Annotated in this window: 17 protein-coding genes; 10 read left to right on the top strand and 7 right to left on the bottom strand. The window is 56.5% G+C overall.

The features are described 5' to 3' along the window. Nucleotides 1-29 precede the first annotated feature (29 nt). The gene (gene glpD, locus V7747_RS12450; RefSeq protein ID WP_335616351.1) at nucleotides 30-1577 is read right to left on the bottom strand and encodes a glycerol-3-phosphate dehydrogenase; all 1548 of its coding nucleotides are present in this window, start codon (nucleotides 1575-1577) and stop codon (nucleotides 30-32) included. 139 nt (nucleotides 1578-1716) lie between these two features. Between glpD and ybaK the strand changes: the two genes are divergently transcribed. Then, nucleotides 1717-2187 (top strand): Cys-tRNA(Pro) deacylase, encoded by a 471-nt coding sequence (ybaK, locus tag V7747_RS12455; protein ID WP_335616352.1) that lies wholly within the window; start codon nucleotides 1717-1719, stop codon nucleotides 2185-2187. Between the two features lie 45 nt (nucleotides 2188-2232). Continuing rightward, a complete protein-coding gene (gene glpK, locus V7747_RS12460) occupies nucleotides 2233-3720 on the top strand; it encodes a glycerol kinase GlpK (RefSeq protein WP_335616353.1) in 1488 nt (495 codons plus the stop codon). Nucleotides 3721-3846: 126 nt separating this feature from the next. On the opposite strand, the gene efeO is transcribed toward glpK, so the two are convergent. The 6 genes from efeO to acnA all read right to left on the bottom strand — a co-directional run bounded on the left by efeO (nucleotide 3847) and on the right by acnA (nucleotide 12927). Continuing rightward, nucleotides 3847-4689, bottom strand: a complete 843-nt coding sequence (gene efeO / locus V7747_RS12465; protein WP_442909253.1) for an iron uptake system protein EfeO — start codon at nucleotides 4687-4689, stop codon at nucleotides 3847-3849. Nucleotides 4690-4740: 51 nt separating this feature from the next. Next, the gene (gene efeB / locus V7747_RS12470) at nucleotides 4741-6039 is read right to left on the bottom strand and encodes an iron uptake transporter deferrochelatase/peroxidase subunit (protein WP_335616354.1); all 1299 of its coding nucleotides are present in this window, start codon (nucleotides 6037-6039) and stop codon (nucleotides 4741-4743) included. A 36-nt stretch (nucleotides 6040-6075) separates the two neighbouring features. Then, nucleotides 6076-7197: a cupredoxin domain-containing protein gene (locus tag V7747_RS12475; RefSeq protein ID WP_335616355.1), complete on the bottom strand. Its 1122-nt coding sequence runs from the start codon at nucleotides 7195-7197 to the stop codon at nucleotides 6076-6078. Nucleotides 7198-7216: 19 nt separating this feature from the next. After that, nucleotides 7217-8056, bottom strand: coding sequence for an iron uptake transporter permease EfeU (efeU, locus tag V7747_RS12480; RefSeq protein WP_335616356.1), 840 nt, complete (start codon nucleotides 8054-8056; stop codon nucleotides 7217-7219). A gap of 116 nt (nucleotides 8057-8172) precedes the next feature. Beyond that, nucleotides 8173-9972 (bottom strand): sensor domain-containing phosphodiesterase, encoded by a 1800-nt coding sequence (locus tag V7747_RS12485; RefSeq protein ID WP_335616357.1) that lies wholly within the window; start codon nucleotides 9970-9972, stop codon nucleotides 8173-8175. Nucleotides 9973-10194: 222 nt separating this feature from the next. Beyond that, complete coding sequence (gene acnA / locus V7747_RS12490; protein WP_335616358.1) at nucleotides 10195-12927, bottom strand: aconitate hydratase AcnA; 2733 nt, start codon at nucleotides 12925-12927, stop codon at nucleotides 10195-10197. Nucleotides 12928-13149: 222 nt separating this feature from the next. Between acnA and V7747_RS12495 the strand changes: the two genes are divergently transcribed. The 8 genes from V7747_RS12495 (at nucleotide 13150) to V7747_RS12530 (ending at nucleotide 24987) form a co-directional block, all read left to right on the top strand. Next, nucleotides 13150-14709, top strand: a complete 1560-nt coding sequence (locus V7747_RS12495) for a methyl-accepting chemotaxis protein (RefSeq protein ID WP_335616359.1) — start codon at nucleotides 13150-13152, stop codon at nucleotides 14707-14709. Between the two features lie 361 nt (nucleotides 14710-15070). Further along, nucleotides 15071-16897: a glutamine--fructose-6-phosphate transaminase (isomerizing) gene (glmS, locus tag V7747_RS12500; protein WP_335616360.1), complete on the top strand. Its 1827-nt coding sequence runs from the start codon at nucleotides 15071-15073 to the stop codon at nucleotides 16895-16897. A gap of 417 nt (nucleotides 16898-17314) precedes the next feature. Beyond that, a complete protein-coding gene (locus V7747_RS12505; protein ID WP_335616361.1) occupies nucleotides 17315-17749 on the top strand; it encodes a low molecular weight protein-tyrosine-phosphatase in 435 nt (144 codons plus the stop codon). Between the two features lie 42 nt (nucleotides 17750-17791). Next, nucleotides 17792-20035 (top strand): polysaccharide biosynthesis tyrosine autokinase, encoded by a 2244-nt coding sequence (locus V7747_RS12510; protein WP_335616362.1) that lies wholly within the window; start codon nucleotides 17792-17794, stop codon nucleotides 20033-20035. Between the two features lie 167 nt (nucleotides 20036-20202). Further along, nucleotides 20203-21369, top strand: coding sequence for a nucleotide sugar dehydrogenase (locus tag V7747_RS12515; RefSeq protein ID WP_335616363.1), 1167 nt, complete (start codon nucleotides 20203-20205; stop codon nucleotides 21367-21369). 79 nt (nucleotides 21370-21448) lie between these two features. After that, on the top strand, nucleotides 21449-22777 hold the full coding sequence (locus V7747_RS12520; RefSeq protein ID WP_335616364.1) for a flippase: 1329 nt from the start codon (nucleotides 21449-21451) through the stop codon (nucleotides 22775-22777). 245 nt (nucleotides 22778-23022) lie between these two features. Further along, on the top strand, nucleotides 23023-23838 hold the full coding sequence (locus V7747_RS12525; protein ID WP_335616365.1) for a nitroreductase family protein: 816 nt from the start codon (nucleotides 23023-23025) through the stop codon (nucleotides 23836-23838). A 9-nt stretch (nucleotides 23839-23847) separates the two neighbouring features. Then, nucleotides 23848-24987: a polysaccharide pyruvyl transferase family protein gene (locus tag V7747_RS12530; RefSeq protein ID WP_335616366.1), complete on the top strand. Its 1140-nt coding sequence runs from the start codon at nucleotides 23848-23850 to the stop codon at nucleotides 24985-24987. Nucleotides 24988-24989: the final 2 nt, after the last annotated feature.

Raw genomic sequence — 24989 nt, forward strand, 5'->3', positions numbered from 1 at the left:
ATGGCGCCAGAGAAGCGTGTGCCCTGCCCTCACACTGCCAGAATTTCTCCCGCCAGTTCCTGCAGATAGTCAGCCAGACGCAGCTGCTGCGGGGCATTCAAGTGCAAGCCGAGTTTGGTTCGCCGCCACAAGATTGCCTCCAGATCGCGCGACCACTCGCGCTCGCGAAGGTATTTGATCTCACGCTCGGTCAGCCCCGCGCCAAACTGCTCTCCCATATCCGCCTGGGAACGCATGCCGCGCAGAAATACCCGGCTCAGGGTGCCGTAGCAATGCACAAAGCGCTCCAGTTGCTGTTCGCTCAGCCAGGGGTATTCCGCTTTGAGGTCGGCGCTCAGTTGCGCGTGCGACTCAAAATCCCCACCGGCCAGCGCATGGGTCGCGGTCCAGGCTGGGTGCGCCTCAGGAAACCAGGGCGTCAGCTTATCCACTGCCGCCTCAGCCAGCTTTCTAAAGGTCGTGAGTTTGCCGCCATATACCGCCAGCAGAGGCGCCTGACCGGCGTCACCGTCCAGCGTCAGACTGTAATCGCGACTCACAGCCGAGGGATCGGACTCACTGGCATCACTGATCAACGGCCGCACGCCAGAAAAACGGTGCCGAATGTCTTCATGCTTGAGCTGTCGCTTGAAATGCGCATTAACCACCTGCAGCAGATACTCGGTCTCTGCCTCGGTTGGCTCAACCTGAGCAGGATCGCCCTGATAGTCCACATCCGTGGTGCCGATCAAGGAGTATTGGTTCTCATAGGGCAATACAAAGACGATGCGATCGTCCTCGTTCTGAAGAATATAGGCCTGGCTGCCGAGATATAGCTGCGGCACGACGATATGACTTCCCTGTACCAATCGCACGCCAAAGGGCGAGCGGGTATCCACCACGCGCTCCATCACCCGCGCGGCCCAAGGCCCTGCCGCATTAACCAGGGCCCGCGCGTGCACGGTTTCAGCCGTGCCGTGGTCAGACAACAGCTCGACCTGCCACAGATCGCCTTTGCGGCGCGCCGATTCGCACCGCGTATAGGTTCGAATCTCCGCGCCCAGGCTGGCCGCCTGCACTGCATTGAGCACCACCAGGCGGGCATCATCGGCCCAGCAATCGGAATATTCGAAGGCATAGTCGATCTGCGGGTTCAGCGGCCCCTGGCCATTCAAGGGCGCACCGGTCGACCCCGGCAGCGTAGTGCGTTTGCCCAGATGATCATAAAGAAACAAGCCCGCGCGCAGCATCCAGCGTGGGCGCAGATGGGACCGGTGCGGCAGCACAAAACGCAGCGGCCAGATGATATGCGGCGCTTTCTGCAACAGCACTTCGCGCTCACCGAGGGCTTCGCGTACCAACCGGAACTCGTAGTGCTCGAGGTAACGCAAGCCGCCGTGTACCAGCTTGCTGCTGGCCGACGAGGTGTGCGAGGCCAGATCATGCTGCTCGCACAGCAGCACCGACAAGCCGCGCCCGGCGGCATCATTGGCGATCCCTGCGCCGTTTACCCCACCGCCAATGACCAACAGATCATAGACCGGGGCCTCGCCGGTCGGTCGGACGGTACGGCGTTCTTCTGGATGGGGCTTGAACATCAGCATCTCCGAAACCTGCGCAATCCCGCGCCAGCCTGTTGTACAACGTCACCGGCCGGGCCGCAAGGTTTGCCACTGCGGCTTGGCCCCGCGCGTCCGGCAGTTTACTCTGTGGCCAGTTACCTGCATGTGAACAACCATGACTCCAGCAACCAAACTCCTCGACAAAGCCCGCGTCAGTTATCAACTGCATCGTTATAGCCACGACCCACAAGCCGAATCCTACGGTACCGAAGCCGCCGAAAAGCTTGGCCTGGAGCACGGCCGCGTGTTCAAAACCCTGCTGGCCGCGACTGAAACCGGCGAGCTGTTGGTGGCCGTGGTACCGGTAACCGATAAGCTCAACCTCAAGGCCTTGGCCAGCGCGGCGCGGGTAAAAAAGACCGCCATGGCTGACCCAGCCGCCGCGCAGCGCAGCACCGGCTACCTGGTCGGCGGTATCAGCCCGCTGGGCCAGAAGAAGCGCCTGCGTACCTTTATTGATGCCAGCGCGGCAAACTGGCCTACTGTGTATGTCAGCGGGGGGCGCCGCGGTCTGGAAATAGAACTCAGCGCCACAGATCTGCGCCAGCATACCGCCGCGCAGCTCTGCGAGCTTTGCCGCGACTGAGCCCTACGGCCCATAACAATACCGACAGCACAGGATTCCAGCCTTATGGCCAACCCCATTCTCGCCATCGATCAGGGCACCACCAGCAGCCGCGCTATCCTGTTCTCCGCCAGCGGCAAGCCGGAATTCACCGCGCAGCAGGAGTTTGCCCAGCATTTTCCGCACGACGGCTGGGTTGAGCACAACGGTGAAGATATCTGGAACAGCACCTTGGCGGTCTGCCGCGAGGTGCTTGAAACCGCCGGCATCAGTGCGGACCAGGTCGCCGGTATCGGCATTACCAACCAGCGCGAAACCACCCTGCTGTGGGATGCGCGCACCGGCGAGCTGCTATACCACGCCATTGTCTGGCAGGATCGCCGCACCGCGGAATTTTGCGCCGAACTCAAGACTGCCGGCCACGAAGCCATGGTGACCGAGCGTACCGGCCTGCTGATTGATCCGTATTTTTCCGCCACCAAACTGCGCTGGCTGCTGGAGAACGTCGATGGCGCCCGCGAGCGCGCCGAGCGCGGCGAACTGCGTTTCGGCACCGTCGATACCTTCTTGCTCTGGCGCCTCACCGGTGGCCAAGTGCACCGCACCGACGCCACCAACGCCTCGCGTACCATGCTGTTCAACATTCATAAGCAGTGCTGGGATGACGACCTGCTCAAGCTGCTGGACATTCCTGCCAGCCTGCTGCCCGAGGTGATGGACAGCGCCGCCGACTTCGGTCAGACCGACGCCGCACTGCTCGGCGCCAGTATTCCGGTTTGCGGTATTGCCGGCGACCAGCAGGCCGCGCTGATCGGCCAGGCCTGCTTCAGCCCAGGCATGGTCAAGAGCACCTACGGTACTGGCTGCTTCATGGTCATGAATACCGGCAGCGAGCCAGTGCGCTCCAGCAATCGGCTGCTGACCACCGTGGGCTATCGGCTCAAGGGTGAAACCACCTACGCGCTGGAGGGCAGCATTTTTGTCGCCGGCGCGGCCATTCAATGGCTGCGCGATGGGCTCAAGCTGATTCAGAATGCCGGCGAAACCGAGGCCCTGGCACGCGAGGCCGGCGGCACCACCGGCGTGTATCTGGTGCCGGCCTTTACCGGCCTGGGCGCGCCCTACTGGGACCCGGCGGCGCGCGGCGCCATCTTCGGCCTCACCCGCGACACCGGCATTGCGCAGATTGTCACCGCCGGGCTGCAGTCAGTCTGCTTCCAGACCCGCGACCTGCTCGACGCCATGACCGCCGATGGCGCCCACAGCACCGCAGCGCTGCGGGTAGATGGCGGCATGGTGATCAATAATTGGGTAGTACAGGAGCTGGCCAACATTCTCGGTGTGACCGTCGACCGGCCGGAAGTCACCGAGACCACCGCATTGGGCGCCGCCTACCTGGCGGGGCTGCAGCTGGGCGTGTTCGACAGCCTGGAGCACATCGCGCGGCACTGGGCCTGTGAACGTACCTTCACACCACAAATGAGCGAAGAGAAACGCAACGCGCTATACGATGGCTGGTTGGATGCGATTCGCCGTGTGCGGGATGAGCACTGAACCTGGATCGCGCCGGACCAGCAGGGATAAAACTCCGGGAAGGTCGAGCTCCCTCTCGACCCGCCCCTCAGCCAGCAGTGCCGGCGCTGCAACCGAATCAACAGCCGCTAACACTACCGAAGAACGTCAGTTCAGCCCCAGCATACCGCGCAGGGTAGATAGCTCTTCTGCCAGCACGGTGACCGGCCCTACCAGAGCACGGCGGTCGGCATCGCTGACCTGCTCATAACTGACAAAACCGCTGTTCACGTCACCTTCCTGCACGTAGTAGTGCGACAGCGTCGCTTCCATTGCGGCAAAGTTGGCTTCAACGCGTTGCACAAAGACCGCATCTTCTTCAGCAGCCAGCGGTTTGACCAGTTCGAAGATCTTCTTGGCGCCGTCGACATTGCCCTGAAAGTCCCACAGATCGGTGCGGCTGTAGCGATCTTCTTCACCAGACACCTTGGTGGCTGCCACTTCCTCCATCAACGCCGCAGCACCGCCAACCACTTTTTCTGGCGGGAAAGTCAAACCGGCAACCCGTTGCTCCAGGTCTTCCACGTCGCTCATCAGCCGTTCCGCGTAGGGCGTCATGCCCTCGGTGGTCTGGTCGTGAAAGAGCGCGTATTCCAGTCGGTGAAAACCGGTGAACTCGGGGTCCTTTACGCCTTTCTCGTAGTCGTCCTCACGGGCGTCGATGCTGGCGTCCAGATCGGCAAATAGCTCGGCAATCGGCTCGATACGCTCGTAGTAAACGCGTGACGGCGCGTACAGCGCCTGCGCCTTCTTCACGTCACCCGCCTTGATGGCCTCGGTAAACTCGCGGCTATGGGCAGAAAACTGCTCCAGGTTATCCAGCACATACAGCTTGTAGTCGGTGATGGGCGCGACCAGGTCCTGGGGCGCCACCGCAGCATGCGCCGAGGCCTGCATACCGATCAGGCCAAAAGCGCTGGCGGCAATAAACAAGGTACGAGGTAATGACATAGTTTCTCTCCAGCAGATAAGGTGTGTGGCCAATCTACGAATACCAAGGGTTCAACTCGCAGCCAGCAGGCTGCTACCCAGAAAGTCCCCCGGTTGTATGCCCGGCAGGGTAAAGAAATAGCCCCCACCGACCGGTTTTATGTATTCCTCCAGCGGTTCGCCATCCAGGCGCTGCTGCACCGTGATAAAACCCGCGTCCAGGTCCGCCTGATAAGCGATGAACAACAAGCCCATGTCCAGCTGCCCGTTGGCCTCAACGCCATTGGAGTAATTGAACGGCCGGCGCAGAATCAGGTTGCGCTCGCTACCGGCTGTACGCGGATTGGCCAGGCGAATGTGCGCATCCAGCGGTGTGATCTTGCCGTCCGGGTCATTGGCGTAGTGCGGCTCGTCGTGCTCCACGCCACCGGACAACGGCGCACCGCTGTCGCGCAGGCGGCCGAAGATGGCCTGCTGTTCCTGCAAGGGTGTGCGGTCCCAGCGCTCGACAAAGTTGCGAATGATGCGCACGGCCTGGTAGCTGCCATTGCGTGCCCAGTCCGGCTCACCCTCGCTGCCGTCGACCCAGACCACCTTCTGCATCAGTTGGCGATCATCGGCCTGGGGGTTGGCCGTACCATCACGAAAGCCCAGGTAGTTGCGTGCACTCTCGGTAGAGCCATCGGCCTTGGGAGCCATCACCGGCACCGTGCCTTCCTGCTTCCAGCGCAGCATTAAAAGGCCAGGGGTATTCTTGATGATGTCGCGCAGCGCGTGGATGGTGGTGCCTTCGGTGTTGGCACAAAACTGCAGCGACAGGTCACCGTGGCAACGTGCTGCATCAAGCGCATCGTTGCTGAACGCGACCATGCGCTGCAGGTGGCGCGGTTTGACGCCCGACAGGCCGAAACGCTGATCAAACAATGAAGCCCCTACCGACACAGTGATGGTCAGCGCATCGGGCGCGACCTGCGGACCAAGAATGCCGGAGTCCGTCGGCGGAAAGCGCGCATCGCGCTGCTCAACTGTGCCGCCTTGGGTCAGAAAGGCAATGCGCTCGGAAAGGGTTCGCAACAGCCGCTCAAGACCTGCGCAATCAGTTGCCAGCACGTCAAAGGCAGCAACCATGCCCACCGCCGGGCGCGGCGTGGTGATGCCCTGCTGGTGCGTGCCATAAAAGTCATGTACCTGATAGGTTGCCGCGCTTGACGGTGCATCCGTCACTTCTGCCGCCCTGCCCTGTCCCGCTGCCGCGGCGCTACCCAGGCTGGCAGCGCCCAAACCGGCAACGCCCAGCCCCTGCAGGAAACGACGGCGGTTCAATCCCGCAAAGGGGCAGCCGGCGCTGGGCTTTTCGTCGTAATTACTCATACTCTAACCACCTTTGTTTAGCTGCTACGTGCGTGCTCAGTAGGCCGCTGCCAGTTCGCCGTTGACCTGCTGCAGCGCCACTGCCAATGCCTGGGTGTCGTGCCGCAACGCCGCAAGCTCTGGCGTGCGCTGCTGCAACTGCTGATTCAGCGCCAGCAGGGCTTGCTGCAACTCGGCGGCATCGGGCAAAAGTGGCGCCAGCAGGCTCACCACCTTGTCGGCGCCTTGCTGCAGACCGCGCAAGTCGTCCAGTTCCCGCGGCTTGAGTTGCGTTTGCGTGCGCTGCTGGTCATGCCAGGCCTGCAGTACCCGCGCCTGCCCCTGAGCCAGTTGCTGTGCCGGCACCCCGTCGCGGTGCAGCCGTTCACGCAGTTGTTGAATGTCGGCGCGCAACTGCTCTGCCACCGGCAGCAAAGCCGCCACACTCTCTTGCTCGAACAGCCCATAGGCCAAACGCTGAAAGCCGATAAACGCCGGGTCTTGCTCACGCTCGGCAAAGTAATCGGCGCGGGCATTCAAACGCTGCTCCAGGTCGCTGAACAGCCCAATGGCCGGCGCCATGCGTTCATCGCTCAAGCGTGCCTGGCGATACGCACCCTGTGCTGCCGCAAGATCGCCTGCGGCAATCGCGTCAAGCAGTGCCTGCGCTGCGCGCTCAAGTTCACGTCCCTGTAGCGTCAGATAAACTCGATATTCGGCCAGCGGGCCAATCAACGCCTTGGGAGATAACGTCTGACTCGGCGGTTGGCCCGCTACGGCGGTTACCGTCAGCGTGCCGCGCGGGTTGCTCAGCAGGCCGCAGGTCATCTGATACTCGCCCGGTGCCAGCGTGGCGGTGATCGGCTGGCGTAGTTGCGGCGCAATATTCTCGCGCTCCTCCAGTACCATCACCCCATCGAGGATCTCCCATTCGATGGCGCGTTCACTCTCATTGATCACGGTGAAACGCGACTGCCCTGCCGCTACGGTAACCGCGTTGGGCTCACAGCCTCGTGCGCTGATAACGATCTGGGTACCCGCCTGCTGATCGCCTGCGTTTTGCCCCAACGACAGATAGAACACCCCCAGCGCGACCAGCATGAGTAACGCCGCCAGAGCCATACCCAGACGCAGCAGGCCGGCCGATGGCGCCGCGGAAGACGACTTGGAATCAGACATGGAGAACTCGCTTGTAGACTTAACGGGCAACGTCGGCCCGCGCCGGCAACGGCAGCGGGTGTTGTGTGCGGAAAAACAGCGTCAGCGTGACCACCAGATAGCCCAGATAGGCCACCACTTCGCTCAGGCTGGGCGCCGGCTGGTAGCCAAACACGCCGGCAAACACGCTGCCCAACGGCGTATCCAGTGGCAGCCAGTCACTCAGATCAAACAGCACCTGCTGGGCGTGGTTCCACCAGCCAGCTTCATGCATGGCCCGTACCGATCCGGCAAATAGCCCCGCTGCCACCAGCAGGATGAACAACCCGGTCAGACGGAAAAAGTGCTTGAGATTAAGCCGCAGGCTGCCGCGATAGAACGCCCAGCCAGCTACAACAGCACAGGCCACACCGAGCAACGCCCCCAACGGCGCTGCGCCGCCTTGGCTTTGCTGAAAAATAGCCAACAGAAAGAACACCGACTCCAGCCCTTCGCGGGCCACGGCCAGAAACACCATGCCAATCAGCGCGTACGTGTGGCTATGGCCACTGGCGAACGCGCTATCCAGTGCGCCGGCCAACTCGCTGCGCAGACTCTGGGCCGCTCGGCGCATCCAGAACACCATCCAGGTCAGCACGCCTACCGCCAGAAAACCGATGACGGCTTCGAACATCTCCTGCTCACGCTGCGGGAACTCGGCGCTAACCAGTTGCAGCCCCGCGCCTACCAGCAACGCCAGGCTCGCGGCCAGAAAAACACCGATCCACACTGCTGGCATCCAGGCACCGCGACCAGTCTGGCGCAGGTAACTGGCAATAATGCCGACAATCAACGCGGCCTCAAGGCCTTCACGCAACATGATCAAAAAGGGAACGAGCATCACCACCAACCGGACATGGGAACGGGAATCACTATCAAGTGAGTGACAGCATACATGTTACAAAATGTGTAATAAACGCCTTTAGCTGCGGCATCCTGCCGCACAACCAAAGGGCATCAGGCGGGGGGATAGCGCTGCTGGATCCAACCGGTGAGAGCAGCCGGTGGCATGGGTTTGGCGAGCAGATAACCTTGCACCTCATCACAGTGCCATGCTGCGAGCAGGTCATAATCCTCTTGCGTTTCAACACCTTCCGCTATCACGCGGAAGTCTAGCTTGTGAGCCAGATCGATTATCGCCTTGGCCATGTGCCGGTCTGCACTGTTGTTTTGCAGGTCATCCAGGAAGGACTTGTCTATCTTCAGAGCGGAAGCAGGAATATCGCGCAAATAGGCCCAATTGCTGTAACCGGTGCCAAAGTCATCAATCGCAACCTCAATGCCCATCGCTTGCAGGCGTTGCAGTTGCAGCTTCACGGCCTCCGGACTCCGGATCAGCACACTTTCAGTGAACTCAAGTTCCAGTGCACCGGCTTGAATACCGTAACGCCGCATCTGCTGGACCAACTCATCGACAAACACCGGCGTTTCCAGATCGCCGGCCGAGATATTGATCGAGACAGTCAGGTTCATCCCCTCAGCTCGCCATTCGTTCAGCTGCCGCAGGCTCTCCTGCACCACCCACAACGTGAGTGAGTGCACCAATGCAGTCTTCTCAGCCAAAGGTATGAATTCGGCGGGCCCTACAGGGCCAAGCTCGGGGTGCGTCCAGCGCAACAGCGCCTCTACTCCAGTCAGGCTGCCATCACGCATGCTGAGTTTGGGTTGATACTCCAGGCGAAACTGGTTTGGGCTCATCAGCGCAGCGGACAAGCCGCCCAGCAGGGCAAAGGAGCGCTGGTGTGACTGATCCAACTCGGTCCTGAACCAGGCCCACTTTTCGTTCAAACTGCGCGCGTAGTCAGCAGCACTGATACTCAACCGGAGCCCGTCAGGGCCGTCCGTCACCCCCGCATGCAGGGGCAGCAGACCCACTGCAGCCTGGGCCTGGATGGGGATACCCTGACACATGATCGGCTTTTGCAACGCGTCCAATAGCGTTATGCCCAATGCTTCGCACGACGTTCGGTCGTCGCCCTCCAGCAAGGTTGCGAAACGCGTCTGACTGGCGCGGTACAAGGTCGAGGTGGGAGGTAACAGCGACTTCAGCCTATTGGCCGTCTCGCGCATCAACTGATTAAAGAAAGAGAAGCCCAATGCCTTCACAATGTCTTTCACGTGCGACAGCGTAAATACGTCCACCAGCACAACGCTGCCATTGCCGACCCTTTGCTGCAGCAGGGTCATGTCTCTCTCCAGGCGCTCGCTGTTCAACAGACCAGAAGGCACATCAATAAAGCTGCTTTCGCGCAGCGACATGATCCGCGCCATCACCAGGCTCGCCAACTTCTTCAGCGTGCCAAGCTCCTCGGCATCAAGCTCCGGCCTGGGTTGAGTATCAATCACGCACAATGAGCCCAGCCCCATACCCTCGTCAGTGATCAGCGGCACACCCGCGTAAAAGCGAATATGCGGCGCGCCGGTAACCAGAGGGTTATGTTTGAAGCGGGGATCGTTCAAGGCGTCACTGACCTGAAAAGGCGCCTGGTGCAGTACCGCATAAGCACAAAATGACTGGCTGCGCGGCGTTTCGGCGGCCTCAAGCCCTACCCGCGCAAGAAACCATTGCCGCTGATGATCAAGAATGGAAACCAGCGCTATCGGCGCGTTGAAACAACGGGCGGTCAAGTCCACCAGTTGGTCAAAAACGGGATCCTGAGCATGGCAGGACAAGCACAGGTCATCCACTTGGGCCTGGCGCTCAGCCTCTGCCGATGGGTAAGGCGCACCACATTGCGCCGCGTCCTCTAGAACCATCTCATTCCCCGTCACACGCACTTAACATCATATTGATATCAAATAAATGCGCATTCTAAAACCCGAAATACACAAATAACCATAGACGAAAGTCAGCCGCAGGAGGCCCCACGGATTATGTTGTAACAATGTTCAACCGGCCACCCGCGCAATAGCCGGCAAAAACCCCGGTTCAATGAACCGGGGTTTTTGGGGGTACAAAGACAGCCTCCGCGTTGCGGCTCAAGAGCCGATCAGATCCCGCAGGACGTAATGCAGAATCCCGCCTGCTTTGAAGTAGTCGATCTCATTGCGGGTGTCGATGCGACAAAGCACCTCGAAGCTGACCTTGTCACCCTTGCTGGTAGTGGCAATGACCTTGAGCTGTTGGCCCGGCTTGAGGTTGTCGTCGATGCCCTGAATGTCGATCACTTCATGGCCATCCAGACCAAGGCTAGCGACGCTCTGGCCTTCCTTGAACTGCAGCGGCAACACGCCCATTCCCACCAGGTTGGAGCGGTGAATACGCTCGAAGCTTTCGGCAATGACCGCTTTCACGCCCAGCAGGTTGGTGCCCTTGGCTGCCCAGTCACGACTGGAACCGGTGCCATACTCCTTGCCGGCCAGCACCACCAGCGGAGTGCCTTCCTGCTGATAGCGCATCGCCGCATCGTAAATTGCCATACGTTCGCCACTGGGCGTGTGAATAGTCTCACCACCCTCCTCGCCGCCGAGCATACGGTTGCGGATGCGAATGTTGGCAAAGGTACCGCGCATCATCACCTCGTGATTGCCACGCCGCGAACCGTAGGAGTTGAAGTCTTCGGGCTTGACGCCCAGGCTTTGCAGATACTCCCCGGCGGGCGAGCTGGCCTTGATATTGCCGGCCGGCGAGATGTGGTCGGTGGTGATGGAATCACCAAACACCGCCAGCACACGCGCCTGCTCTACATTCACCAACGGCTTGAGCGGCTGATCGATCTCGTCAAAATACGGCGGGTTCTTCACGTAGGTCGAGTCATCCTGCCAGGCATAGGTCTTGCCTTCGCTGATCTTGATCGACTGCCAGTGCTCATCACCGGTGAACACATCGGCATAGCGTGAGCGGAACATGCTGTCCTCAACCAAGGCCACCGCTTCAGCGATTTCGGCGTTGCTCGGCCAGATGTCCTTGAGGAATACCGGTTTGTTGTCGGCATCCAGCCCCAGCGGCTCTTCCGCAAGATTGAGTCGGGTATTGCCGGCCAGCGCGTAGGCCACCACCAGCGGCGGCGACGCCAACCAGTTGGCTTTGACCTGCGGATGCACGCGGCCTTCAAAGTTGCGGTTGCCCGAGAGCACCGCCGACACCACCAGATCATTTTCGCTTACGGCGTGGGCCACATCCTCCGGTAGCGGACCGGAGTTGCCGATACAGGTAGTGCAACCGTAACCCACCAGGTTGAATCCGAGCTGATCGAGATAATCGGTCAGACCCGCCTTTTCCAGATAATCAGTGACCACCTTGGAGCCCGGTGCCAGCGACGACTTGACCCAGGGTTTGCGCATCAGGCCGCGCTCGATCGCTTTCTTGGCGACCAAGCCGGCTGCCATCATCACACTGGGGTTGGAGGTATTGGTACACGAGGTAATGGCCGCGATAACCACGGCGCCGTGGTTCATGATGTATTCCTTACCATCCACTACCAGGGTAGCTTCGGCGTTTTGCGCGCCGACGGCGGTACCGCCGCCGCCTTCCCCTTCCAGCCGGGCCTGCTCCTGATCTGCGGGCGAAACCTGGAGTGCCAGCAGCTCATCGAACGCCGCCGGAATATCGGGCAGTGCGACCCGATCCTGCGGCCGTCTGGGGCCAGCCAGGCTGGCGACCACTTCGCCCATGTCCAGGTGCAGGCCGTCGGTAAACGCCGGCTCATCGCCGGGCTCTCGCCACAGCCCCTGCGCCTTGCTGTAAGCCTCAACCCGCGCAATCACCTCATCCGGGCGGCCGCTCAGGCGCATGTAACCCAGAGTAATGTCATCAACCGGGAAGAAGCCGCAGGTCGCGCCATACTCCGGCGCCATATTGGCAATAGTCGCGCGGTCGGCAAGCGGCAAATCCGCCAGACCGTCGCCATAGAACTCGACAAACTTGCCGACCACGCCGTGCTTGCGCAGCATCTGGGTCACGGTCAGCACAAGGTCGGTAGCGGTCATGCCTTCACGCAGTTTGCCCGTTAGTTTGAAACCCACAACCTCGGGAATCAGCATCGACACCGGCTGGCCGAGCATGGCAGCCTCCGCCTCAATACCACCCACGCCCCAGCCCAGCACGCCCAAACCATTGACCATGGTGGTGTGCGAGTCGGTACCAACCAATGTATCGGGGTAGGCCCAGAGCTTGCCGTCCACTTCCGACGCCCACACGCTCTGTGCCAGATACTCCAGATTCACCTGGTGACAAATACCAGTGCCCGGCGGCACCACGCGAAAATTGTCGAACGCCGTCTGCCCCCAGCGCAGGAATTCGTAGCGCTCGCCATTACGCTGCATCTCGATTTTAACGTTCTGGTCAAACGCCTGCTCGGTGGCAAAACGATCCACCATTACCGAGTGATCGATAACCAGATCAACCGGCGACAAGGGGTTGATCTGCTGCGGATCGCCGCCCGCGCGGGCCACCGCATCGCGCATCGCGGCCAGATCGACCACCGCCGGCACACCGGTAAAGTCCTGCATCAAAACCCGCGCTGGACGGTACTGGATTTCGCGGTCAGAATGCCGCGCCTCAAGCCAGTCGGCCATCGCCTGAATGTCGTCACCGGTAACCGTCTCACCGTCTTCATTGCGTAGCAGGTTTTCCAACAGCACCTTGAGGGACTTGGGCAATTTGTCTATGCCCTTGAGCTGTTCAGCGGCTTTTTGCAGGGAATGAAACTGGTAGGTTTTACCGGCCACATCCAGTGTGGAATGGGTTTTCAAACTGTTGACTACAGACATTCAGTTCTCTCCTCTCAGCCGGCCGAAGGCCAGCATTTGATTGGCTTAACTCGTCATCACGGTCTATTACGTATTTATGGATCGCTGGGCTTTTTTTCACCGTAACGGTGAAAACCAGATGCTGCAAGCGGCGCTTTAGCCCTCCCGAGTGCTGCCGATAACTTAAGAATAGACAACACGACGGGAATAAAATCCCGCGACAGCCAGTCAAGGATGCCATTCATGCGCAACAATCAGCCCGTAACCCAACGCGAGCGCACCTTTCCTGAAGAGCAGCGCCTGATCTCCACCACCAATCTCAAGGGCATCATCACCTATTGCAATGATGCTTTTGTCGATGTCAGCGGCTTCACTCGAGAAGAGTTGATTGGCAGTCCGCACAATATGGTTCGCCACCCCGACACACCCTCGGCGGTGTTCGGTCACATGTGGGGGGATCTCAAACAGGGCCACGCCTGGATGGGCATCGTCAAGAACCGCTGCAAGAACGGCGACCATTACTGGGTCAACGCCTTTGTCACGCCCATCTACGAAGGGGGGCAGGTACAAGGCTACGAGTCGGTCCGCGTAAAGACGACCGCCGGACAGGTACAACGCGCCGAAGCACTGTACGCACGCCTGAACAAGGGCAAGAAAGCCATCCCCACCGACTGGTCCGGCATAGCCCTGCACGTGGTCCCGAGCGCGCTGATGCTGGCAGTTGGTGGCGCCGCAGGCGCCGCGCTCGGCGCACCGGGCATCGCCTTGGGTGCGGTGCTTGGGCTACCTGCCGGTTTGGCCTTGAAAGCGGCTCTTGATCAACGTCTGAACCGCATCATCAATGCCGCCGAAAGCAGCATCACCGACCCACTACTGGCCCAGATGTACACGCCCTATCAGGGCGCGCTTGGGCAGATCGAGATGGCCATTCACAGCCAGCAGGCACGCCTGCAGACCTGCCTGACCCGCCTGGCCGACAGCGCCGAGCAACTCAAGCGCCAGGCCGGCGAGGCCAACCAGTTGGCCAGCCAGAGCAGCACGGGGCTGGCACAACAGCGCAATGAGACCGATCTGGTGGCTGCCGCCATCAATGAAATGGCCGCCGCTACCCAAGAGGTATCGGGCAACGTTCAAAGCACCGCTACGGCCACCCGTGACGCCAGTGAACTGGCCCTGCACGGCAAGAACGTCGCGACCAAGGCACGCGAGTCCATCGAAAACCTCTCTGGCGCTGTGAGCAACGCCACCACCGTGGCCAACAAGCTGGCCAGCGATGCACGGGAAATTGGCACTGTAGTCGACGTTATCAAGGGCATTGCCGAGCAGACCAACCTGCTGGCCTTGAACGCCGCCATCGAAGCCGCCCGTGCCGGCGAGCAAGGCCGCGGCTTTGCCGTGGTGGCCGACGAGGTGCGTGCACTGGCCAGCCGTACTGCCGAATCAACCGAGCAGATACATAGCCTGATCGCCAACCTGCAACACGCGGCGCAAGGCACCGTCGATAGCATGCGCATCGGCAACGAGCAGGCCGAGCGCGGGGTTGCCCAGGTCATCGAGGCCGACGACGCGCTGGAAGGCATTCGTCAGGCCGTCGAGCGCATCAATGAGATGGCGGGCCAGATCGCCAGCGCCGCCGAAGAACAGAGCAGCGTGGCCGAGGAGATCAACCGCAATGTGACCAACATTGCCACCCTGGCCGACAGCACCTCACAGGATGCGCAGCGCAGTGCTGACCTGAGCGGCGAACTGTCCGCCACCGCCGAGCAGCAGGTGAACTTGGTGGAACGCTTCAACCGCCGGTAAAGCTGTTTTGCAGGGTGGAACTCCATCCCGGTCAGCAGCGGCGCCACTGCCAACGCTGGCCGAGATGGCACTCGACCTCCCCACCAAAAACACCAATACACACCCCTACCCGCACCCGACGCCTGCCTGCGAAGGCCAGGTTCCAATCCGGCCAGCCATGGTGCCATTGACCAGGCTGATCAAAATCGAACTCGCCCTTGCCACCAGAAGTAGCCCATGCCCAAGCCCACCGCATTCATTCCGCAAACTTGAGAACCAGATTTGCCTCTACCTCAAGCGGGTTATTCCCCTACCCCCACTCGGCAATGGTAAACTCGCGCTCTTTGCACCCGTAACCTGCAATAGACCCAAGGACACCACCATGTGCGGAATCGTCGGCGCCGTCGCCCAGCGAGATATCACTCCCATCCTGCTTGAGGGTCTGCGTCGCCTCGAATACCGGGGCTACGACTCCGCCGGCGTAGCCGTGCTTACTACCGAGCATAAGCTGCAACGCGTACGCGCAGTGGGCAAGGTTGCCGAACTGGAAAAAGCCCTGCAGGCAACACCGGCGACGGGCAATCTGGGTATCGCTCACACGCGCTGGGCCACCCACGGCAAGCCGGCGGAGCACAACGCGCATCCGCACCTGTCTGCCAGCCTGGCTGTGGTACACAACGGCATCATCGAGAACCACGCACCACTGCGCAAAAAACTGATCGATCTGGGCTACGTGTTTACCTCCGAGACCGACACCGAAGTGGTCGCGCACTTGCTGGCACACCATTACAGCCACAGCAACGACATGCTCGGCGCTTTTCGCTGCACACTAAACGAAATTCACGGCGCCTACGCCCTGGCGGTGGTGCATGAAGCCGAACCCAGCACCCTTTATTGCTCACGCATGGGCAGCCCGCTGGTGATTGGTGAAGGTAGCGGTGAGCGCTACCTGGCATCCGATCCACTGGCGCTACTGCAAGTCACCGACCGCTTCCGCTACCTGGAAGAAGGCGACTACGCCCGCATCAGCCTGGATGGTTGCGACATCTGGGACCGTACCGAGCAGCAGGTTGATCGCCCAATCACCCGCTACGAACACGCCGCACACAGCTTGGACAAGGGCGAGTATCGTCACTTCATGCTCAAGGAAATCTTCGAGCAGCCGCAGGCAATCCGCGACACCATCGCCGGCACTCTGGGCGACGACCATGTACTCACCGCCATTCTCGGGCCCGACGCCGAAACCCGGCTGGCCGACATTGCCAACATTCACATCGTGGCCTGCGGCACCAGTTACCACGCAGGGCTGGTTGCTCGCTACTGGATCGAAGCCCAGGCAGGCATCCCCTGTCAGGTAGAAGTGGCCAGCGAATACCGCTATCGCACCGTCGTTGTACCCAAGGACACACTGCTGATTACCATTTCCCAGTCGGGCGAAACCGCCGACACCCTGGCCGCCCTGCGCTACGCCAAGGATCAGGGATACCTGGCAACGCTGGCCATCTGTAACGTCGCCGGCAGCTCATTGGTGCGCGAAGCCGACTGGCGTCTACTGACCCACGCCGGCCCCGAAATCGGCGTCGCCTCCACCAAGGCCTTTACCACCCAGTTAGTCGCCCTGCTTTGGCTCACCACCGCGTTGGCACAAGCACGCGGCCAACAAGAGTTCGTCGCACGCAACGTCAACGCCCTACGCGGGTTGCCCGCCATGATCGAGCAGGTGCTGACACTCGAACCGGCCATCACCGAGCTGGCGCAGCGCTTCGCCAACAAACACCATGCCTTGTTTCTGGGCCGCGGCACGCACTACCCCATCGCAATGGAAGGCGCGCTCAAACTCAAGGAAATTTCCTACATTCACGCTGAAGCCTACGCCGCCGGCGAACTCAAGCACGGCCCCCTGGCGCTGGTCGATGACGACATGCCCGTGGTCAGCGTCGCGCCTAGCGACAGCTTGCTGGAAAAGCTCAAGTCGAATCTGGAAGAAGTGCGCGCGCGCGGCGGCCAATTGATCAATTTCGCCTGCGAAACCATTGAGCCCACCAGTGACAGCAGCATCCAGACGATATCCCTGCCTTGGGTGGAAGACTGTGTCTCCCCTGTGCTTTATACTCTGCCGCTGCAACTGCTTAGCTACCACGTTGCACTGGTTAAGGGCACGGATGTAGACAAGCCAAGGAATCTGGCCAAATCGGTCACCGTTGAATAACGTCCGACCACGGAACCACGGCCAACCCCAACCCTCAAAGCCATCGGCCCGTCAGGCAACAGCCGAACTGACGGGCCTTAGTTATTGTTTTAGCGAGCATTGGCCCGCGACATAAGGTCACAAAACTTTAACCTTAACTAAACATACTGACTCGGCTTAAAATATGCATCGCAAGCTCAGGCGCCCTTAACGCGGCCGACCAACCGCATGCTAGAGAGAGTCCTCAGGAGGAAGACTGTAAATCCTGGGGCGGTAGCGTGCCTGAAGGCACCGTTTTGGCGCACAAAGACATCCTTTTCATTGACGTCACTTTATCGTCATATAAGAATGGCCTCTGAACACGCCAAGCTGGCAAAAACAGCCTGCCAGCCCAAGACCGAAGCCACGGAATAATCAAGGCAGAGACCAACAGTACCCATGTTCAAAACCATCCTCGTCGTCTGCGTAGGCAATATCTGCCGCAGCCCCATGGCTGAAGCCATGCTGCAGCAAAGCCTGCAACATAAAGGCATCAAGGTCAGCTCTGCCGGCCTCGGCGCCCTGGTCGGCAAACCCATGGACGCTACCGCCCTTGAGGTACTCCGCGCCCACGGCGGTGACCATCCGCATCACAGCACCCAGCAGCTTACCCGCGACCTGCTACACCAAAACGACCTGATTCTCACCATGGAACCCAGGCACGTACACGACATCCTAGAGATGGCCCCCGAAGCACGCGGCAAGACCTTCCTGCTAGGCAAATGGCAAAGCGACCAAAAAATACCTGACCCCTATCGCCAGCAAAAGCCTGCATTTGAACACGTCTATACTCTGATCAGCCAAGGCGTCGCCAGCTGGTCAAAACACCTATAAACACCCAGCGTCACCATCCTGGTTATCCATTTAAGGGATTTCATGCAAAACAACACCCCCTCTCCTCAAGCACCACAACACGACAGTGATGAAATTGACCTGCTGGCTCTGCTGGGGGCGTTGATAGATGGTAAATGGATAATCATCGGATTTACGTTGGTTTTTGCAGTAATCGGTGTCGCTTATGCTCTGCTGGCAACCCCTATTTATCAGGCTAATGCGCTGATCCAGATTGAGGAAAAGTCCGGAGGCGGCCTATCCGCTTTCAGCGAAGTCGGCGAAATGTTTGGCGCAACCTCAAAAGCTGTTACCGAAATAGAGCTTTTAAAGTCGCGCGCAGTTGTAGGGCAGACCGTACGTAATCTCAAGCTGGATATTACGGTTAAGCCAAACTATTTCCCGGTATTGGGCCAGTGGATAGCGAGGCGCTTCACGCCAACGGAACAGCAACCCGTTGCAGCCCCCTGGCTTGGCTTGAATAGCTACAACTGGGGTGGCGAGCAGTTGGATGTATTTCAGCTTGAGGTGCCCGCCGACTACCTGGCTAAACCACTGACGTTGGTCGTAGGAGAGAATCAAACTTTTGGGCTGTACAGCGAAGGTGAGAACCTGCTGGTGGAAGGCAACGTTGGCGAGCAGGTAGTACAGGGCGGATTCAAGATCCAGATCCAGACGCTGATGGCCAACCCCGGAGCCGAATTCACCCTAATCAAATCCCGCGAGCTCAACACCACACTGAGTTACCAAGAGCAAATCGAAGCGACAGAGCGCGGAAGAGACTCCGGTATCGTTGCCCTCGCACTGCAAAGTCCTGAGCCCGAGCATGCGACCAGGGTCCTAGATGAAGTCAGCAAACTGTACGTGCGCCAAAACGTAGAGCGAAACTCAGCAGAGGCGGCGCAGAGCCTGGAGTTTCTAAAGCAACAGTTACCGCAAGTACGCAAAGAGCTTGAACGCTATGAGCAGGCGTTGAACGACTACCAAACCAGCAGCAAGTCAGTGGACATTTCTATTGAAACACAGGCAGTGCTTGATCAAATTGTTGAGATCGACACACTGATCTCAGAGCAAAACCTCAAGCGCGCTGAAATGGAGCGCCGGTTCACACGTCAGCACCCGTCCTACCAAGCCCTGCTCGACCAGATGGAGCAGCTCAAGCGACAAAAAGACGAGCTCACCAGCAAGGTAGAAGGCCTGCCAGAGACACAACAAGAGCTTCTGCGGCTTACGCGTGATGTGCAGGTTACCACCGAGGTGTACACGGCCCTTTTAAACCGCTCACAAGAGCTGGATGTAATGCGTGCAGGCACCGTGGGCAATGTCCGCATTATCGACAACGCCGATGTAAACATCGTCCAACCCGTGAAACCCCAGAAGGCATTGATTGCATTCATCGCGACGCTAATGGGGGGCATAATTGGTGTTGCTGTAGTGCTACTGCGCCACGCCATGAACCGAGGAGTAGAAGATCCCGACGTTATCGAGCAACTCGGGCTCCCGGTTTACGCCAGCATCCCCTTCAGTAAAGACCAGGAAGTTGTCGAAAACATTGCCAAGGGTAAACGGCAAGCGGCGCCAAATGCGAATTCGTTGCTGCTCGCCATCAGCAATCCGGCAGATCTGGCGATCGAATCATTGCGCAGCCTTCGTACCAGCCTGCACTTCGCTCGCCTCGAATCAAAGAACAACATAATGATGATCTCCGGCCCGAGTCCTGGGGTCGGCAAATCGTTTGTTTCAGCCAACCTCGCGGCTATCATGGCGCAGGCAGGCCAGAAAGTACTGCTTATCGACGCAGACATGCGCAAAGGATACATCCACAAAATGTTCCGCCAGGCGCCGGAGAACGGCCTTTCTGAACTGTTGTCTACCCGAATTACCAGTGCAGACACCATCTACAAAACGGAACTGGATAATCTGCACCTTATTCCACGAGGTCAGATACCACCCAACCCGTCCGAGTTGCTGATGCATGCCAACTTCTCGAGCTTCCTGGATAACGTGAAGGACGAGTACGACACCATTATTATCGACACCCCCCCGGTTCTGGCCGTAACGGACGCCAGTATTGTTGGCCGGCAGGTGGGCATGAGCCTTATCGTGACTCGCTTTGGCTTGAACAGCGCGAAGGAAATTGAAGTAACCAAACGTCGGTTCGAGCAAAACGACATTCAACTCAAAGGTGCGATATTCAATGCCGTTGTGAAAAAAGCCTCTTCCTACGGCGCATACGGCTATGGAAACTACGGTTACTACAACTACGAGTACAAGTCAGACAAATCCTGACACATCGCTCATCAGAGAGTGGCTGCTGTGCAAAACAGCAGTCACATGGCGAGACCTAGTCTCTCAAAGCAAAAAACTCCCTCTGCCCTCACTAAAGCGCCGGCGATAAAAGGTGGCCTCATCCTCTTTCGTCGAACAAGCCGCAATCAAACCAAAGGAACGCATGCATGAAAATCGCCGTCGCAGGGACTGGCTACGTTGGCCTATCCAACGCCGTACTCTTGGCACAGCACAATCAAGTGGTCGCACTGGATATCGTGCAGAGTAAAGTGGATCTAATCAATGCTCGTAAGTCCCCTATCGTAGATGCGGAGATCGAAGACTTTCTCAGCAATCGCCCTCTGCAATTACAAGCGACGACCGACAAAGGCGTGGCGTTCAAAGGTGCGGACTACATCATCATCGCCACGCCAACCGATTACGACCCGCAAACTAACTACTTCAATACTAAAAGCGTAGAGTCAGTTGTATCAGACGCCCTAGTCTTGAATCCAGACGCAACGCTAATAATAAAATCTACCGTCCCTGTTGGTTATACCCAGCAACTACGTGAAAAAACAGGCCATCCAAACATTATTTTCTCCCCCGAGTTCCTGCGAGAAGGTAAAGCGCTGTACGACAACCTTTACCCTTCGCGTATTGTCGTGGGCGAGCAGAGCGAACGAGCACAAGCATTCGCGGAACTACTGAAACGAGGTGCAGTAAAGCAAGACGTACAGGTGCTGCTGACCAACAGCACCGAAGCAGAGGCAATCAAACTGTTCGCCAACACCTACCTCGCCATGCGCGTTGCGTACTTCAATGAACTCGATACCTATGCGGAAACCCACGGGCTGGACACTCGCCAAATTATTGATGGCGTATGCATGGACCCACGCATTGGTAATCACTATAACAACCCTAGCTTTGGATATGGCGGTTACTGTTTACCCAAAGATACAAAGCAATTGCTTGCAAACTATCAGGATGTGCCGAGTAACATGGTACAAGCAATTGTAGATGCTAACCGCACGCGAAAAGACTTTATCGCAGACTCAATAATTAAGAGAGGGCCAAAAACAGTAGGTATATATAGGCTAGTCATGAAGGCGGACTCTGACAACTTCCGTGCCTCGGCGATTCAAGGGGTGATGAAGCGCATTAAGGCAAAAGGAATCGAAATCATAGTTTACGAACCAACCATTGACGAAAAAACGTTCTTCAATTCCCAAGTGGTAAATAACATTCAGGATTTCAAAGCGCGAAGCTCGGTCATCATCGCGAACAGAGGAACCCGAGAACTAGCCGACGTAACTGATAAGGTATACACAAGAGACATATTCGGTAGCGACTAAAATAAATCATAGCCCTGCTTATAAAAACCAGCACTAGAAAACGAAGCGAATAACACAAACCAAACTGGCCACAACACAAGTGAACAGCAATACGAAATTCGTTGCCGCGAAAAAGTATATTCTTAATATACTATGGATATTCGTCGACAAAGGAGCATCTTTATTAATCACATTTCTCACCACAGTGGTGGTCGCGCGATACCTAGGCCCGAGTGACTACGGCATTTTGGCCTACGCTATTTCTTTAGGCACACTTTTCGCAGTGGCTGGTCACATGGGCTTGAGCGGGCTAGTCGTACGAGAGCTAGTAAAGCACCCAGAAAGAGCGGACGAAACACTTGGAACCTGCTTAGGCCTAAAATTTATAGGGATGCTGTCCGGGTTTTGCCTACTTCTGATTTACGCCGTTATAACTGAATGGCAAAACACTATAAAATTCTCAATGATACTAATCATTGGATCGGCAATGCTCTTCAATTGTTTCGACGTAGTAGATTATTGGTTCCAGTCAAAAATAAAAGCTCGATACATCACTATATCTAGGGTGGCGGGCATTGCCAGCGCATCACTGTTCAAAATATCACTTTGCTTCACTGGTCTATCTCTGCTGTACTTCAGCCTAGGAAACCTAATTCAATCAATAGTAATCGCAGGGCTATTCATTGCAATATACAAACTTACCACCGGACACAGTGTCACCACATGGAAGTTCAACAAAGAAAGGGCAAGAAAGCTATTCTCAGAAGGCTGGTTGATATACGCAGGCTCTGTTTTCGCAATAGTGAATCTAAAAGCCGATCAAATCATGCTAGAGAAAATGTCGGGCAGTAGTGAAGTAGGTATATACGCTGTCGCAGCTCAGCTCTCAGAAGCAATATACTTCATACCCATTGCGATCGTCGCAACGTTCTTCCCAAAGCTAATATCGATCCACCAAAACAAACAAGAGTTTACGCTAAATCTACAAAGGCTATTTGACCTCCTTTTTGCGCTCGCAATAACTATCGCTATAGCGTTCACCTTCGCAGCCCCTTTTATAATATCTTTTTTCTTTGGGGCGGCTTACAGCGAAAGCTCAGACATACTCCAGATACATATATGGGCTTGTATATTTATATTTTTAAGAGCCGCATTCTCAAAGTGGATTATTATTGAAGGCGCGTTAATTTTTTCTTTAATAACCCAGGGTCTAGGCGCATTTGCCAATATCGCAGCAAACCTTTACCTAATCCCAAAGTTTGGTGGCGAGGGCGCCGCATATGCAACTCTGCTTTCTTACGCAGCATCATCGTACATTTCTCTAGCGATATACAAAAAAACAAGACCTGTGTTCTTTATGATGACAAAAGCATACCTATCGCCCTTTAGATACCTCATGCTAATAGCAAGCGGAAAGATGAATAAATGAAACAGCCACTAAGCAGCCACCGGATCAAATCCGCATATAGAAAAACGAGAAATCTGTACTACAAGTTAGCTTCTAAAAGCACAGTACTAAGCTCCTTACACTATGCTATCGTAAATCGTTCATTCGACCGAGAGCATAAGGCTGTCCTCAGCGGGCAATTAGCATACTACAAAGGATTAAATACCAATCAAAGTAGCTATCCCTTGCTCAGAAGGAATATACACCGACTAGAGAAGGGGTTGATCATGCGCCCCCGCAGAAAGGTATTTGCGGAAGGGTTCATAGGGGAGACGGTGGAATGCTATCGGAAAGCCGCAGACTCTCCTACAGTCAGAAACAGCGAGCTAAAGTGGGCGCACGACGTGCTCATAGAGTACTTCAAGGCTGTTGAGCTTAACGGAAAAATAAAATCATCTTACGAAATCTTCAGGAAGTGCCCAAGCGAGGTACAACCTGAGGCGAAGCGCAATACTTTACTGCCTAGTGAGTTTAAGCCTTACAAGCATAGCGACCTACCCAAGAGCAAGATCACCTTCGACGAACTACAGCATCTTTTTACCAAGCGAAGATCTGTACGCTGGTACCAAGAGAGGGAAGTAGAAATCGAAAGAGTGACGGCAGCCATCAACATAGCTTCTCTAGCTCCATCCGCGTGCAATCGCCAGCCTTACCGACATATAATAATTAAAGATAAGGAAACAATTTTGGCGATAGCCAACTTGGCAGGCGGTACGAAAGGTTTTTCTCATAACATCCCCCTTCTAATAGTCTCAATCGGTGACCTTTCAGCATACCCTTACGAGCGTGACCGCCACCTAATTTATATCGATTCCTCCTTAGCAAACATGCAACTATTGCTTGCACTGCAGACCTTGGGCCTTGATAGCTGTCCCATAAACTGGCCTGACATCAGGGACAAAGACGAGAAAATAAGTAAAGCTCTGCAACTGCCACCTCACGAACGAGTGATAATGCTTATTAGCACGGGCTACGCACTAGACGAAGGCGAAATACCATATTCGCAAAAGAAATACTGGGAAGAAATCACCCAAATAATATAAAGAGCAAATATGAAAACCATCGAAATAAAAGGCATCGGAATTCCCAATAAAGGAGCAGAGCTAATGCTCGCCTCCATACTCGAGGCACTCCACAACTCAAAAGAAGAAATAAGGTTTGTAGTTGAGCCAAACTCCAGCTACATGAGCCGATCAAAATATTGCCTATATCAAAAAGCCTCACTCACAATAAAAAATAAAACTTACGACCTGTCTAAGCTTTTTCAAGTTATACCCAAAAAACTCAGATTAAAATATGGGATTATCGTCGATAGTGAAATTGACGTTATACTGGACGCATCCGGTTTCGCTTATGGCGATCAGTGGGGCTATCAGAAGGCCGAACAACGTTTAGCGAATCGCATTGGCGCGTGGAAAAAGCGAGGGAAGAAGGTCATTTTGATGCCTCAAGCCTTCGGACCATTTAACGACAGTCGCCTTAGATCTGCAGCATTGAAAATACTAGAAAATGCAGACCTAGTATTCGCCAGAGATAAAGTATCTCTTAGAAGTCTAGATGAAATCCTGCCAGGAAAAGCGGTGTTGTCGCCCGACTTCACTAATGCGATAACGCCACCACCTCCTAATCACTGCGATCTATCCGGATATTACTCAAGACCATGCTTTATCCCGAATTCAAAAATGGTTTCCATGGGAGAGTCCGACAGAAATAGCTATACGAGGCTATTTGCCGACGCCATTAATCTTTTAAAAGAAAAAGGTCACTCACCATATCTATTAATTCATGAAGGCGAAGGCGATATAAAACTCGCACAAAAAATAAGCCAGCTTAGCCAAGATACTGAAATATTGATACTAGAAAGCCCGATAGATATAAAGTATATAATCGGAAAATCTCTTATGTTAGTGAGCTCAAGATTTCACGGACTAGTAAGTGGGCTGTCTCAGGGGGTCCCGTGTATCGCTACCGGCTGGTCTCATAAATATAAAGAGCTGATGGCAGATTACGAAATGTCTCATCTCAGCATTCAATCCAAGGACGCCGAACATTTTCTATCATCTGTTTTGAGTATTTCGGAAAGTAGCGAAAACCAAAAGCTTCGAGAGATTCTGCTCGCTCATGCAAAATCAGAAAAAGAAAAAACATATGCGATGTGGGAAAAAGTCAAATCCCTAATAATTAAGGCATGACA

This window comes from Halopseudomonas sp. (assembly GCF_036960865.1).
Classification (GTDB): domain Bacteria; phylum Pseudomonadota; class Gammaproteobacteria; order Pseudomonadales; family Pseudomonadaceae; genus Halopseudomonas.